General features: G+C 69.8%; 16 protein-coding genes. 14 read left to right on the top strand and 2 right to left on the bottom strand.

Annotation, left to right across the window (positions count from 1 at the left end):
• Positions 1-5: 5 nt before the first annotated feature.
• Both OOJ91_RS12295 and OOJ91_RS12300 read right to left on the bottom strand, forming a co-directional pair.
• Positions 6-560 carry a hypothetical protein gene (locus tag OOJ91_RS12295; RefSeq protein WP_266244738.1) on the bottom strand — a complete coding sequence of 185 codons (555 nt, stop codon included), beginning with the start codon at positions 558-560 and terminating at the stop codon, positions 6-8.
• Complete coding sequence (locus tag OOJ91_RS12300; protein ID WP_266244739.1) at positions 557-889, bottom strand: PadR family transcriptional regulator; 333 nt, start codon at positions 887-889, stop codon at positions 557-559. The genes OOJ91_RS12295 and OOJ91_RS12300 overlap by 4 nt, the downstream gene beginning before the upstream one ends.
• 73 nt (positions 890-962) lie before the next feature.
• Between OOJ91_RS12300 and OOJ91_RS12305 the strand changes: the two genes are divergently transcribed.
• From OOJ91_RS12305 to OOJ91_RS12370, 14 genes are all read left to right on the top strand, one after another.
• Positions 963-1,394, top strand: coding sequence for a hypothetical protein (locus OOJ91_RS12305; protein WP_266244740.1), 432 nt, complete (start codon positions 963-965; stop codon positions 1,392-1,394).
• Positions 1,395-1,416: 22 nt separating this feature from the next.
• Complete coding sequence (locus OOJ91_RS12310; RefSeq protein WP_266244741.1) at positions 1,417-1,839, top strand: hypothetical protein; 423 nt, start codon at positions 1,417-1,419, stop codon at positions 1,837-1,839.
• A 67-nt stretch (positions 1,840-1,906) separates the two neighbouring features.
• Complete coding sequence (locus OOJ91_RS12315) at positions 1,907-2,485, top strand: hypothetical protein (protein ID WP_266244742.1); 579 nt, start codon at positions 1,907-1,909, stop codon at positions 2,483-2,485.
• Positions 2,478-2,657 (top strand): hypothetical protein, encoded by a 180-nt coding sequence (locus OOJ91_RS12320; protein ID WP_266244743.1) that lies wholly within the window; start codon positions 2,478-2,480, stop codon positions 2,655-2,657. The genes OOJ91_RS12315 and OOJ91_RS12320 overlap by 8 nt, the downstream gene beginning before the upstream one ends.
• Entirely contained in the window at positions 2,654-3,130 is a 477-nt protein-coding gene (locus OOJ91_RS12325; RefSeq protein WP_266244744.1) for a hypothetical protein, read from the top strand. The genes OOJ91_RS12320 and OOJ91_RS12325 overlap by 4 nt, the downstream gene beginning before the upstream one ends.
• A gap of 206 nt (positions 3,131-3,336) precedes the next feature.
• Positions 3,337-7,197 carry a hypothetical protein gene (locus OOJ91_RS12330; protein WP_266244745.1) on the top strand — a complete coding sequence of 1,287 codons (3,861 nt, stop codon included), beginning with the start codon at positions 3,337-3,339 and terminating at the stop codon, positions 7,195-7,197.
• Complete coding sequence (locus OOJ91_RS12335; RefSeq protein ID WP_266244746.1) at positions 7,197-7,571, top strand: hypothetical protein; 375 nt, start codon at positions 7,197-7,199, stop codon at positions 7,569-7,571. The genes OOJ91_RS12330 and OOJ91_RS12335 overlap by 1 nt, the downstream gene beginning before the upstream one ends.
• Positions 7,568-7,840, top strand: coding sequence for a hypothetical protein (locus tag OOJ91_RS12340; protein ID WP_266244747.1), 273 nt, complete (start codon positions 7,568-7,570; stop codon positions 7,838-7,840). The genes OOJ91_RS12335 and OOJ91_RS12340 overlap by 4 nt, the downstream gene beginning before the upstream one ends.
• A 1-nt stretch (position 7,841) precedes the next feature.
• Positions 7,842-8,963, top strand: a complete 1,122-nt coding sequence (locus OOJ91_RS12345; RefSeq protein ID WP_266244748.1) for a hypothetical protein — start codon at positions 7,842-7,844, stop codon at positions 8,961-8,963.
• Positions 8,948-9,655, top strand: coding sequence for a flagellar biosynthetic protein FliO (locus OOJ91_RS12350; RefSeq protein WP_266244749.1), 708 nt, complete (start codon positions 8,948-8,950; stop codon positions 9,653-9,655). The genes OOJ91_RS12345 and OOJ91_RS12350 overlap by 16 nt, the downstream gene beginning before the upstream one ends.
• 11 nt (positions 9,656-9,666) lie before the next feature.
• On the top strand, positions 9,667-11,802 hold the full coding sequence (locus OOJ91_RS12355; RefSeq protein ID WP_266244750.1) for a hypothetical protein: 2,136 nt from the start codon (positions 9,667-9,669) through the stop codon (positions 11,800-11,802).
• A gap of 85 nt (positions 11,803-11,887) precedes the next feature.
• Positions 11,888-12,862, top strand: coding sequence for a peptidoglycan-binding domain-containing protein (locus OOJ91_RS12360; RefSeq protein ID WP_266244751.1), 975 nt, complete (start codon positions 11,888-11,890; stop codon positions 12,860-12,862).
• The gene (locus tag OOJ91_RS12365; protein WP_266244752.1) at positions 12,859-13,326 is read left to right on the top strand and encodes a hypothetical protein; all 468 of its coding nucleotides are present in this window, start codon (positions 12,859-12,861) and stop codon (positions 13,324-13,326) included. The genes OOJ91_RS12360 and OOJ91_RS12365 overlap by 4 nt, the downstream gene beginning before the upstream one ends.
• Before the next feature lie 59 nt (positions 13,327-13,385).
• Positions 13,386-13,793 (top strand): hypothetical protein, encoded by a 408-nt coding sequence (locus tag OOJ91_RS12370; protein WP_266244753.1) that lies wholly within the window; start codon positions 13,386-13,388, stop codon positions 13,791-13,793.
• Positions 13,794-13,904 lie beyond the last annotated feature (111 nt).

Consider the following 13,904-nt stretch of genomic DNA (forward strand, 5'->3'; position numbering starts at 1 on the left):
GCCGACTACCGGGGGTCAGGCGGCGTCTCTGACCGCCAGAGCAAGGCCATCCGTCCTCTGTAGCGCTCGCGCTCGGATCTATGTACCGCCCGCAGGGCGAGGTAAGTCACGCCACTCCAAATCGGAACAGCGATCGCCACCGGAATGGCCTGTGCCAGCGCCCCTTGTCCGGCCCCTGAAACGAAGCCGGTAATGCCCGTGGTCAGGAGCCCCACAGCAAAGACGGGCAAGAGCTCGCGCGCCGGTCGCATCGGGATATCCAGCCCGTCCGCGACCACCCGCGTAGCGCTGTCACCAACGGCCGCCCACACCCTGGGCAGCGCCCTACCCGCTGCGCCCAGGCTGAACTGCGCGGCCGTCAGGAGTTTGAGCAGCTTGCCGGGACGTTCCTCGACGATCGCCGTCCACTCCTCTGCGTACCCGGCGGCGATGTCCGGGTCGGTCGTCCACCGGTAGGCCGCCCAGCGGACCAGTCGTCGCGCAGCCCACGGCGAGAGGTCCGTCATCTCGTTGACCAGCAGTCCGAAGACGAAGCTGGCCGCGATCTCCCAGCCGTTCACGCCTCACACCAGCCGAAGGCCAGCCGGGCACGCACCGTCGGTGCAGGCTTCGGCTGCCGTGCGGTGATCAGTTCGCGGGCACTGGTCGCACCGTGCGGCGTAAGGCGGTAGTACCGACGGCGGGGCTTGCCCGGTTCGGCATCGTCCTCCCAACGGGAGGTCACCCACTTCGACTCGTCGAGCCGTTCGAGGATTTTGTAGATCGTGGGGCCTGACTTCCCGGTCGTCCGCATGATGGCCCAGCCGTGCAGCTCGTTGTCGTCTGCATCGAGGAGGGCGTTGAGGACAGCCAGGAGTGGCCCGGTGATGCGTACGGGTCCATCCGACATGGACTTAACGATACTAGGTGAAATAAGAGTTGGCGAATCGATCATCCTGAGTGGCGCGGCGGGGGTGATGCTCGTGGCCCGGGTCGTCTGGAATTACGGCGAAGCCGAACGACTCCTCCACTCCGAGTCAGGGCCTGTCGGCCGGGACATGGCCCGCAAGGGTGAACGGGTCGCCGCCGAACAACGCCGCACCGCCCCCGTCTCCCCCGACGGCTCTCACGGCCGCGAGCCCGGCTACATGCGCGACCACGTCAGCTCGAACCTCGGCCGGGACACCCTCGGCCTGTACGTCGACGTCGGTACCGACGCGCGCACCCCCGACGGCCACGCCTACCCGCTCGATGTGGAGCTGGGCACCCGCCCTCACGTGATCAAGTCGAAGGGCAACTACCCGCTGCGCAACCCCAAGACCGGGCAGGTGTTCGGCCCTGAGGTGCACCACCCCGGCACTGACGCGCAGCCGTTCCTGCGGCCCAGCTTGGACGTGCTGCGCCACGAGATGTAGCCGCCAGAGGGGGTGACCCCGGGTGGGCACCTACGTGGACGCCGAACGCGCCGTCGCCGGCTGGATCAACTCCCTGACCGGCAGTCTCGTCGGCCCCGGCCGCCCCCTGTTGAAGGGCGCGCACCTCACCGCACTGCGCGGCGCCGCGTCGAGCTGCTACGCCCTGCTCAGCCTGTTGCCCGGTTCCGTCGCCCTGGGCGTCGAGAACCCCGACCACCGGGCCAGGGTGTCCGCCTCCATCTACGGCCCCACCAAGGAGGCCGCCACCACCGCGGCGATCGCGTACGCGAACGCGCTGCTCACCCTCGACGGCCGCCGCCAGCCGATGACCGGCGCGGTGTGCCTCGTCGTCGACCCCGACAGCATCTCCGGCCCCGCCTGGCTACCCGACCAGGCCGGCCCCCGGCTGCTCGTCGACGCCGATTTCTACCTCCGGGCGGCGTAGCGCCCCCGGCCCTTCCCCCTGTTTTGCCCCAACTTGCCCGGCGTAGCGCCGGGGAGAGGACACCGCAATGCCTACTGCCGTCGCACCCAAGAACGCGCTGGCGTTCGGCGCCGGGTGGCTCTACTACGCCACCCCCGGCACCACCATCCCCGCCTGCACCGTCGGCGGATCGATCTTCACCGACTCGTGGACCGGCTGGACGTTGCTCGGCGTCACCCGCGAGGGCCACGAGTTCTCGTACGAGGTGTCCACCGAGCCGGTCGAGGCCGCGGAGTACCTGGACCCGATCGCCACCGTGTCGACCGGCCGCACCGCCGGCATGTCCTTCGACATGATGCAGATCCACGCGCAAAACTTGCGGCGGGCACTCAACGGCGGCTCGATCATCACGTCGGGCTCCGGCGCGACCCTCCGGTCGGAGTACACACCCCCGGCCATGGGCCAAGAGGTCCGCTGCATGATCGGCTGGGAGTCGCAAGACCTCACCGAAAGGCTCTACGCCGAGCAGGCGTTCCAGGTCGGCTCGCTCACGATCGCCCGCCGCAAGGGCGCCGACAACGCCAGCCTGCCGGTGGAGTTCCGGCTGGAACCGGCCGCCGATGGCAACCCGTTCCACCACATCTTCGCCGGGGCGCTCCGTGGGTAACCCGGCCCGCCCGCCGGTCGAGCCGAGCGCCGACCTACGCCAGTTCGCGTCCGGTGTCCGGCAGATGTTCGTCGCCCTCGTCAACGAGGGCTTCACCGAGCGGCAGGCCCTCGCGGTCATCGGGACCGCGCTCGCCGCGACCATCAACAGCAGCGGGGGTGAACCGTCGTGACCGTGCACGAGTTGCAGGCCCGCTCCGAGGGCGTCGAGATCGTCGGCGGGGCCCAGAAGGTCACCATGCTCGGCGAGGAGTACCGCATCGCCGACAAGGTGGGCTTGATGCCGCTGATGCGGTTCGCGATGACCGCGAAGGCCGGGGCGGACGCCGACGACATGGAGGGCCTGGCCGCCATGTACACCCTCATCCGCGACTGCATCGACCCGGGCGAGTGGTCGAGGTTCGAGAACGACGCGATCGAGAAGAAGGCCGAAGCGCCGGAGCTGATGCAGGTCGTCCAGGACGTCATCCAGACACTGTCCGCCCGCCCTACCCAGCGGCCCGCCGACTCCTCGGCTGGGCCGCAGACCACATCGGAGAACTCGAAGGAGTCCTCCTCCTCCATGCCGGAGGGGCGCACCCCGCCGGAGGGTGCCGGGGAGCTGGTGTCGATCACCGCGCTGCTGGAAGCCCGCTCGACGGCCTGACCCCCCGGCAGGTCTGCAACATCGTCTACGCCTACCAGCGGGCCGACCTCGTGCAGGCCCTCGCCATGGCCACCGGCAAGGAACGCCAGCAAGCCCTGTCGGACTTCGACGCCGCCCTCTACGCCCCCCTCGGGGGGTGGGACGACGCGGACCGACGGCTGAACCAGGCACTCCACCGCGCGTGACGTCGGGGACGGGGGTGCCCGATGGCTATCCCCCTCGCCGAGGCGTTCGTTCGGGTCCGCGCCGACACCCGCGATTTCAAGCGGGACACCGAACGAGACGCGAGCCAGTCCGGTGACAAGGCCGCCGGTACCTTCGCTGGAACCTTCGGGCGGACCCTCGCCGCGAAGGCCCGCGGCATGTTCTCCGGGCTGCGCCGGGACGCGGAGTCCGCCACCGATGGGGCTGGGACGGTCGCCGGCCGCCGTTTCGGCACCGAGTTCACCCGCGACGCCCTGGGCAAGCTCCGCGACGCGCGGGGTCGGTTCGTCGCCGAGGGCTCGGCGGGCGGCGCCGGGTTCGGCGGGGCGTTCGTCCGCGACGCGGCCGGCAAGCTCCGCGACGCCCGGGGTCGGTTCGCGGCCGAGGGCTCGGCGGCCGGAGACGGCTTCTCGTCCGCGTTCAACCGGGGCGCCGGCCGGGGCCTGACCGGCATGGGCATGTTGATCGCTGCCGGGGTCGCACTCGGCCCGGCGATCATCCCTGTGGCCGCTGCTGCCGCCGCGGCGATCGCCGGGATCGGCACGGCCGGTATCGCGGCGACCGCTGGCCTCGGCGTCGGCATCCTCGCGTTCGTTGGGATCGCCGATGCGGTCAAGGCGATGGGTGCAGCGGAGAAAGCGGCATCCTCCGATGCCGCCACCCTGTCGCGGGCTCACTCGGCGGTCGCGTCTGCCGCCGATGGGGTCCGCTCGGCTGAGCAGTCGTTGGCGCGGACCCGCGAGCAGGTCGCCGAATCTAACGCGTCCTCGGCCCGCCGCGTGGCCGAGGCCCAGCGGGACCTCAACCGCGTCGAGGCGGACGCCCGCGACATCGCCTTGGAGTTGAACGACGCCCGTCGGGAGGCCCAAGAGCGGCTGGCGAACCTGACGCAGTCGGTCAAGGAGAACGCGCTCGCCCAGCGGCAGTCGAACCTGGACATCGCCGAGGCCAAGGCCGCCTTGGACAAGGTCATCGCGGACCCGAAGGCCACGGAAGCGCAACGCGAGCAGGCCCGCATCACCTACGAGCGGGAAGTCCTCCAACTCGATGACCTGAAGCGGCGCGGCCTGGACATGGCCGCCGAGCAGGCCCAATCGGTCAAGGCCGGCGTCGAGGGGTCGCGGGAGGTCGTGGCCGCCCGGCAACGCATCGCGGACGCCGATGAGCGGGTCCGTGACGCCCAGACGGCGTTGGCGGACGCCCGACGTGACCAGCAGCGCCAGGAACGCGACGGCCTCTACCAGATCCAGCAGGCCGCCCAGCAGTTGGTTTCCGCGCAGCGGTCCCTGCGGGACGCGACCGTCGCTAGCGGGACGGCCGGCGCGGCGGCGATGACCAAGCTCCGCGACTCGATGTCCGGGTTGTCACCGGCCGGCCAGCGGTTCGCGAAGTTCCTGCACGGGCTGCGCGACGAGGCCCGTGGTCTGCGCGACGCCGCCGCCGAAGGGCTGCTTCCCGGGGCGCAACGGGCGATCGAGAACCTGCTGCCGTACCTGCCCCGGGTGGAAGGCTTCATCGGCCGGATCGCCGGCCGGCTCGGTGACATGGCGGTGCGGGCGTCGGAGGCGTTGGAGTCGCCGTTCTGGCTGCGCTTCTTCACCATGATCGATCAGACGGCCGGTCCTGCCCTCGACGGCATGTTCGAGGCCACGGGCAACATCGTCACCGGCCTGGCCGCGATCTTGCAGGCGTTCCTTCCGCTGAACAAGGACATGGGCTCCGGGCTGGTCGGGCTGACCGCCAGCTTCTCGGAGTGGGCGCAAGGGCTCTCCGACTCCAAGGGTTTCCAGGGGTTCATCGCGTACGTCCGCGAGAACGGCCCGGTCGTCCTCAACTTCTTCCGCAACGTGTTCGTCCTCGCCGGCAAGCTGGTTGCCGGGCTCGCCGGGTTCGGTGCCGGCACGCTGGTCGGCCTCAACATGCTGGTCGGGCTGCTCGCCGGGATGTCCCCCGAAACCCTGGGACGGATCGGCGTCGGCGTCTCGGCCATCGCGAGCGCGATCTTCGTGTTCAGCACGGTGGCGAAGGCCGCCGCCGCTGCCACGGTGCTCTGGAACGGAGCGCAGAAGGTCGCTGCGGCGACGACGCAGATTTGGGCCGGCGTCCAGTGGCTGCTCAACGCGGCCTTGGTCGCCAACCCCATCGGCATTGTGGTCGTCGCGCTCGTCGCGCTCGTCGCCGCCCTGGTGGTCGCATACAACAGCTCGGACCGGTTCCGGGCGATCGTGCAGCAAGCGTGGGCCGGGATCCAGGTCGCGATCTCCTACGCCTGGTCGAACGTGATCAAGCCGGTGTTCGAGGCCCTGAAGTGGTACGTCACCGAGGTCATGGCCCCCATGTTCCTGTGGTGGTACCGGGAGGTCATCAAACCCACCTTCGAGCGGGTGACGCTCGCGGTGCAGGTCGCCTGGACCCTCATCAAGGTCGTCTTCGGGTTGTGGCAGATCTACTTCAAGACGGTCCTCGCACCGCTGATCACCTGGTTCTACGACAGGGTCATCCGGCCGGTCTTCGCCGGGATCTCGGCCACGATCCGGACGATGTGGGAGTCCGGCATCAAGCCGGTCTTCCAGGCCCTCGGCGGGTTCCTCGGTAAGAGCGTCGTCCCCGCGATCGAGGCCGGTGTCAAGGGAGTCGGCAAGGCGTGGGAGAAGATCCGCGACCTGACGAAGATCCCCGTCCGGTTCGTCGTACAGACCGTCCTCAATGAGGCGATCATCCGGAACTACAACAAGTTGGCCCGGGTCTTCGGCGTCGACGAGGTCAAGGAGATCGGCCTCCCGAAGGGATTCGCGAGGGGCGGTGTCCTGCCCGGCTACACGCCCGGCCGCGACACCCACCGGTTCGTCAGCCCGACCGGCGGGGCACTCGACCTGTCCGGCGGTGAGGCGATCATCCGACCCGAGGGCACCCGGGCCCTCGGCCGGGGCTGGGTCGACGGAATCAACCAAGCTGCCCGCTCCGGCGGTGTCAGCGCCGTACAACGCTTCCTCGGCCAGGGCTACGCCGACGGCGGCATCCTCGACCGGCTCGGCCGCGCCGCGTCGGCCGCGCGGAAGAAGGCAGGCGACGTCCTCTCCGGCGTCGGGAACATGCTCACCGACCCGGCCGGGGCCATGCGGACCGTCGTCGACAAGGTGCTGAATCTGGTGCCCGGTAAGGACTCCGGGTTCGGTCGGCTCGTCACGGCGGTACCCCGCAAGGTCGCCGGGACGGTCATCGACAAGGTGAAGTCGTTCTTCACCGGCGGTGAGGACGGCGGGGCGGGCATCTTCGGCCCGTCGCCGCTGGGCGGGTCCGGCGGCATGATGCGGATCCTCCGCGCGAAGTTCCCCGGTTTGAAGCTGCTCAGCGGGTTCCGACCCGGCTCGATCACCCTGACCGGTAGCCGGTCGTACCACTCGACGAACAGGGCGGTCGACGTTCCGCCCATCCGGGCGGTCGCCGAGCACATCTTCACGAACTTCCGGGCAATCACCAAGGAGCTGATCACGCCGTGGCAGGAATTCAACCTGCACAATGGCAAGCCGCACCACTATTCGGGCGCGGTGTGGAATCAGCACAACTGGCAAGGCGGCAACGCGCACGACCACTGGGCGGCGAAGGGCGGCGGGATCATGCCCGCCCGCCTCTACGACCGCGGCGGCGACTGGCCCTCCGGGACCGTCGGCGTCAACCTCTCCGGCCGTACCGAGCATGTGTCGACGGGGGCGAGCATGGACCGCGTCGCCAACCTCCTCGCGACGATCCTCGTCGCGCTGCGCACCCTCACCGACGCGGTCCGGGCCGTCGCCCCCGGTGTCGGCCAAGAGATCAACGGGGCCGCATCCGGCGCCCTGCAACGAGGGCGGGCGATGGGCTGATGGCAACCCTCAACCTCACCCGCGTGTGGATCAACCTGATGAGCACCGGCGAGCCGGTCGCCGCGTTCTCCACCGACCGGGCGCGACGCAAGTCCGTTCAGGGCGAGAACCGCACCTACGGCGGCGGCCGGCGCCGGTCCATCAGCCAGGTCGGCGTCACCGACATCATCACCGTCACGCTGCGTCGGGTCACCACCGCCCAGCGGGACCTGCTTGAGCAGTGGCTGGGCCGGGAGGTGATGTACCGCGACTACCGGGGTCAGCGGGCCGTCGGCGTCCTGTTCGACCTGGACATCCGCGAGTACAAGGCGGAACGGGACCTGTACGACGTGGCGACAGCGGTGCAGGTCGTGACGTGGGTGGAGGGCGCATGACCCCCCGGTTTGAGCTGGTCGGCGCGGTCACTGCTGCCGAGGACGTCAGGTCGGTCTGGTGCGACACCTGCATGTCGTCGAACGCGTTCGAGGCCGCGCTGTTCGCCCTGGTCCCGTCGGGGCTGCAACAGCTCGGCACGTTCCGCACCTGCGAGCGGTGCAACCCGGACCGGTCAACGCTCACCTGCTTCTACTGCGGGACGACCGTCGACGACGGCGGCCGGTTCTGGGTGCACATCCGCGACGTTCACAGCAAGTCGGGAGGCTGACGTGCAGCCGATCACCGCCGCGCCCCGCGAGTTGATGACGGAGGCGGCGGTCACCCGGCTGCTGCGCGACGCGCCCGCCATCCAGGTCGGCCGCGGCCTGGAGTTGATCGACCGGAACCTTCAGGTCGTCGAGGACATCAGCGACGCACTGTCCGGCGGGTCTGTGTCCCGCAACTCGTACGCGACGCTGCACTCGACCGCGACGCTCGCGGTGACCCGACAGTTGGCGTGGTCGTCGGCGCTCGTCCGCCCGTACATGACCCTCTCCGACGGCGTCGGCGAGGCCCGGTTCAACCTGGGCGCGTTCTACACCAGCGCGCCCATCGTCGACCTCGCTGAGCAGCCTGCTACCTACGACGTCACCGGCTACGACATCCTCCACGGCCTCTACTCCCCCACCGGCGAGGCGTACGCGGTGGACGCCGGTGCCAGCTACCTCGCCGAGGTTGAAGCGATCCTCCAGCAGCAGGGCTACACCCGGTACCTGATCGACCAGACCCGCGCCGACGCGGTGTTGCCGTCGGCGAAGGTGTGGCCGTTGGACGACCAAACCCGTTGGTTGTCCATCGTCAACGACCTGCTGGGGGCGGTCGGCTATCAGGGCATCTGGTCGGACTGGGACGGGCGCCTGCGGTGCCAGCCGTACGTGCTGCCCCGTGAGCGGGCGCCGGAGTGGTTGTACGACGCCGACCAGCGGACGTCGATGCTCGGCACCCGGCAGGTGGAGCGGGACTACTTCGACGCCCCGAACCGCTGGGTTGCGGTGCGGCAGAACGACATCGACGGCCCACCACCGACCGAAGGCGCTGGCGTCTACACCGTCACCAACACCGACCAGGGCGACACCAGCGTGCAGAGCCGCGGCAGGGTCCTCACGAAGGTGATGTACGTCGACGCCGCCGACCAGGCCGCGTTGGAACGCTTGGCCCTGGTGACGATCGACGCGGACATGCGTATCCCCACCACCCTGCGTGTCAGCACGTCCCCGGCGCCGCTGCACTGGCACTTCGACCGGCTCGTGGTCGACGAACCGGCCATCGGCCCGTACGCGGATGTCCTCGGAACGTCATGGACGCTGCCGCTCGACGGCAGCGATATGACCCACGAGTGGAGCGTCTTGTAGAGGGGGCCGCCGTGTTCGGCCTGGACCTGCTGCGACTCATCGACGCCCGGATTGAGTCGGCGCGGGATCGGGCGACCGCGACCGGCACGGTCCAGGAGCGGCAGTCCGCCACGCGGGCCGCGGTCACGTTCGACGGGTCCGCGTTGGCTGTCCCCGTCAAGGTACTCACCCACGTGCAGGTGCGGGAGAACTCCCGGGTCACCCTCGTCAGGTTCGGCAGCGAATGGGTCGTCGTGGGGGTCTTCGGTGGCGCGGGGAACCTCGTCAGGACGTGGACGGCCTCCACGAGCTCGTCGGGGGTGTCCGGGGAGACGGCCGTCCTCGCCGTCACTGACCTGACCGTCGAAGCGCAGGCGGTGTACCGGCTACGCCTCGGCGGGCAGATCCAAAGCAGTGCGGCCGGACACAGCCTGTGGCGGGTCCGCGACCGGGTCACCGGCCCGTACCCGGTCGACTGGGGCCTGTTCGGGCACTACAGCACCCCCGTTGCCGGTATCGCGTTCGGCATCCTCGCCGAGCATTACCTGGCCCGCACCGCCACCACCCCGTTGGAGGGGCAGACGATCGCGGTCACCGCGCAGGCGTCCACGGGCACGGTCCAGCACATTGGCACGGCCACGAAACGCCGTTACCTGGAAGTCGAGCGGATGCCCGGCACCCCCGCCGACTACCCACACGCCACGGTCATCTGAAAGGGGTCCTGGTGGGATACATCGTCGACTCCAACCTCACCGATCCGCTCGGCGGTGCCCCCGCCGCCGCTCGCGTCGACCGGCAACTCAACGGCCTGCTGTGGATGGCGATGATCGCCAACGGCAACATCGGGGTCGTCTACTTCCGGTCGACAGACAAGGGTGCCACCTGGACGTACGCGGGCGGCTGGAACTTCTCCGTCACCATCCTGGAGATCTCCGGCCTGCACATCACCTCCGGCGGAGAGCTGTGGTTGGCGTACCGCGCCAACGAGAGCAACCGCGACGGGATCTCCATCATCCGCGCCCTCGGCACCGCCACCACCTTCAGCTTCGGGGTACCGATGGCGGTCGCCCTACCGGCCAACGGCGGCGTCCCGGGCTCCGTTCACCAGGGCATCGAGATCGCCGTCATCGGCTTCCCCTCAACAGGGCAGGCCCGGGTGATCGTCGCCGCCGGCACCCGCGTCGGCGCCCAATCCGGGGTCACCCTGTACGGCGCGAACGTCGCCGCCAACGGCACGATGTCCGTCAACAACGCCCTGATCAGCGGCAAACGACAGTGGCTGTATGACTCGCCGGCAGGCCGCGTCACCCCACAGATGGACATCGAGCACTCCGGCGACGGCAAGGGCGCGTCGGTCCCCCACCTGTGGGTCTGCTTCGGCCGCACCGACCTCCGGGTCGTGAAGCTCGCGTGGAACGGCACCGTGTTCTCCGGGCCCACGAACACCGTTTCCCTGGCAACCGGGTTCACCGCGCAGAACGGGGTCGGCGGCCGGTGGGACGGCGCGCGGTTCATGATGGCCGTACCGAATCCGACGGTTGAGCCGACCGACCCGGAGATGGTGCTGTTGCTTGAACGCAACCAGGCCAACAGTGCGACCGTCCGCCGCACCACGCCCGTCCATCCGGCCGGAGTGGTCCGGAATTGCACCCTGGCCTACAACGCGGTGTCCGGTGACGTGCGGATCTTCGCGGTCGGCACGAGCACCAACGTCGTCTGGTACGTCGACTACATCCGGGCGAGCGGCACATGGACGTCGTGGGCGACCGCGAACGCCACCCCCGTGATCAACGGTAGTAACTACTCCGTGCGGCACGAGTCGTTCGGGTCCGCCCGCTACGACATGATCACCGCCCACGCCGGCACACCCAACGACGTCGTGTCGACCAGCCTGGCATTGACCTACGCCCCGAACGCGCCCCGCTGGCTGTACGGCACGAACCCCACCACCCCACCCGCGAACGGCGCGGCCATGGACGTCACCCAGGCCCTGCTGCTCGACTGGGAGTTCTCCGACCCCGACCCCAACGACGCGCAGACCGCGTGGGCGTTGTCCCGGCAGATCGGGTCCGGCACGATCGAATACCTGCGGGCGTCCGACTCGACGTGGCAAACCACCGAGCAGACGAACTCCGGCGCCACCACACAGATCAACCTCAGCACCGGCCTGTGGCTCGGTGGTGGTGGGGCGGCCGATCCGGCGCACACCTACCGGGTGCGGACGTGGGACAGCGCGTCCACGGCATCGCCGTACTCGTCCGCGCTCGTCATCGTCCCGTCGGCGAAGGTCGACCCGACGATCACGAGTCCCACCCCGGACGGCGCGACGTGGACCAGCGACACGGTCACCCTGTCGTGGAGCGTCGCCGAACAGACCGCCTACCGGGTGCAGATGCTCGACGGCGCGTCGGCGCTGGTCCACGACACCGGCTGGTTGGGCGGGACCGCCACCAGCTACGCCCCGCCCGTGGTCGTCGCAGACGGCGGCACGTACACGCTGCGGCTGTGGACCCGTAACAACGAGGGCTTGTCGTCGTCACTGGTCAGCACCGGCATCGTCGTCGACTACGTCGAGCCGCCAGTCCCGGCGGTCACACCGACCGCCATGCCGGGCCTCGGGTTGATCCGGGTGGTGATCGCTACCCCCGCCCCGTCGGGTCCGCAGCCGGCCGTGCTGTCCGTGGACCTGATGCGCCGCCACAGCGGCGTGGCCTCGGGCACCGACGTCACGATCGCCGCTGGGCTCAGTGACGACGCGACGTGGGACGACTGGACGGCCCGCTCGGGGCAGCCGTACGAGTACCGGGCGCTGACGAGGGGCGCGAACGGCACCGTCGGTGTCGGCTCCTGGACGGCCTGACCCCTGCCCGCCGGCCCGGCCGGCTCTCCCACTGCGGCCCTGCCTGTCCGGCGGGCCGCCACCCCTACTGGGCGGAGGTATCCCCATGACCCGGGCCCCGGCGAACCTGTTGGCCGTCCGAAGTCTCCTTCTCACGCACCTCAACGTCGACTCGAACACCAACCGCCCGGCCGACCTGGAACCGGCGGAGGTCGGGATCGTCGGCGACCCGGCCCACCGGGGCGGCTACCACTGCGGATCAAACCGTGTGGTCACCGGCGACTACTCGGTGGTGGAGTCGTCGCGGGACCGCAACGGCCTGACGCTCGACGCGGCGGCGTTGGACGTCGGCGGTTTCGAGGTCCGCTCCGGCGGTCGCACGCACACCCTGGCCAACTTCTCGCTCTGGTGTGTCGGCGAGTGCCAGCGCAACGCGCCGGACGCCCGCGACATCCGCGAGATCATCTACAGCCCCGACGGTACGACCGTGAAGCGGTGGGACCGGCTCGGCAAGCGCAGCACCGGTGACAGCTCGCACCGCTGGCACACCCACTTCAGCTTCTTCCGCGACGCGATCAAAGCCGGCCGCGACCAGCAGCCCCTGTTCCGTCGCTACCTCAACTCCATCGGACTTAACCAGCAGGGAGGTTCGCTGCTCATGTTCTGCAAGCAAGGCGACAAGGGCGAACACGTCCAGGCAATGCAGTACAAACTTCAGCTCTGCGGGTTCTACACCGGCGAGCTTGACGGCGACTACGGGCCGAAGACCGCCGCCGCGGTGGCGGCGGCGCGCGCCTCGGTCGGGTCGAAGCAGGATGGCACTCAGTACGACGCGCACGCCATGGTGCAGATCGACCTGTGTTTCGCGCGCAAGTTCGGCCCTGCGGCTTCGCCCGGCCCCGCCGGTCCGCAGGGCAAGCAGGGCCCCGCCGGTCCCGCCGGTCCCGCCGGTCCCGCCGGTCCCGCCGGCCCGGCCGGGCCCATCGGGCCGCAAGGCTTGCCGGGCAAGCTGGAGCTGCCGTCGACGTTCTCGTTCATCGGGACCGTCGTTCCCGGTGAAGCGACCGAGCCTACGGGATGAGCCCCCTGCGGCCGGTCCAGATCGCAAGCGGCCGGCACCCGTTCGAGGTGGCGGTCCTTGTCGCCGCCGTCGCCTGCGGCATCGCCCTCGTCGTCTTCGACCGCCGGCCCGCGTCCGTCAGCGCCGCCATGCCCGCCACCGTGCAAACGCTCTGGGCGGCCGGGCTCATCACCGCCGGTGTGGTCGGCCTCGTCGGTGTGATCTGGCCGGGTGACCTCTCAACGTCGATGGGCGTCGAGCTAATCGGCATGATCCTGCTCGGCACCGTCACCACCATGTACGCCATCGCGCTTTACTTCGTGTCCGGTGGGGCAGCCATCGCGGCTGGTGCGTTCGTTATCGCCGTCGCGGTCGCCTCGTGGGCCCGCTGCGTGCAGGTGGTCCGGGACCTACGCCGCGTCGGCCGCGCAGCCCAGAAGGGGCACACGGCGGACGTCCCTCTGCTCGTAGAGGGGGACCGATGATGGTGTGGGCCGTGATGGTGTGGGCCGCCGATGTGCCCCCGTCCGCCGGGGGTTCGTGGGTGCAGACCCTCATCACCGTCATCGGCCTACTCGGCGGGGCCGGCGGTCTAGCCGCCCTCGCGGCGACCCTCCTGCAACGCCGCAAGATCCGCGCGGACGCCGCCGACGTGATCACCGACACTGCGCTCACCCTCGTCGAGCCGCTACGTGGACGGGTCAACGAGTTGCAAGCCGAGGTGGCCGAGGCCAGGCGTGAGGCGACCGGCGCCCGGCAGCAAGCCGAGGCCGCCAACGCGGAGATCGGCGACCTGCGCAACGCGGTAAGGGAGCTGACGCACCTGCTGCTGCGGTGGCGCAACGCCGTCCTCGAAACCGCCGGCACCCCCGACCCTGGCGTTGCCCTGGCGCGGCTACGGGTGATGGTGTCCGCCGACCACAACGGCACGAACGGACACCGGCCCGGCTAGCGAGGCAGCTTTATCACAGCAGTACCGCAATGCGACCCAGTCTTGATCTTCAGAGGCAGGAATTGGCAGCACGGCATGGTTCGCCCAGCGATTGAGTTCGAGGTCTTTGAC

The sequence above is a fragment of the Micromonospora lupini genome (assembly GCF_026342015.1).
In the GTDB taxonomy this organism is placed as follows: domain Bacteria; phylum Actinomycetota; class Actinomycetes; order Mycobacteriales; family Micromonosporaceae; genus Micromonospora; species Micromonospora lupini_B.

Coding starts and splice junctions, on each gene's coding strand:
- OOJ91_RS12300 (WP_266244739.1), bottom strand. CDS start 889: ATGTCGGATGGACCCGTACGCATCACCGGGCCACTCCTGGCTGTCCTC.
- OOJ91_RS12315 (WP_266244742.1), top strand. CDS start 1,907: ATGCCTACTGCCGTCGCACCCAAGAACGCGCTGGCGTTCGGCGCCGGG.
- OOJ91_RS12330 (WP_266244745.1), top strand. CDS start 3,337: ATGGCTATCCCCCTCGCCGAGGCGTTCGTTCGGGTCCGCGCCGACACC.
- OOJ91_RS12335 (WP_266244746.1), top strand. CDS start 7,197: ATGGCAACCCTCAACCTCACCCGCGTGTGGATCAACCTGATGAGCACC.
- OOJ91_RS12340 (WP_266244747.1), top strand. CDS start 7,568: ATGACCCCCCGGTTTGAGCTGGTCGGCGCGGTCACTGCTGCCGAGGAC.
- OOJ91_RS12360 (WP_266244751.1), top strand. CDS start 11,888: ATGACCCGGGCCCCGGCGAACCTGTTGGCCGTCCGAAGTCTCCTTCTC.
- OOJ91_RS12365 (WP_266244752.1), top strand. CDS start 12,859: ATGAGCCCCCTGCGGCCGGTCCAGATCGCAAGCGGCCGGCACCCGTTC.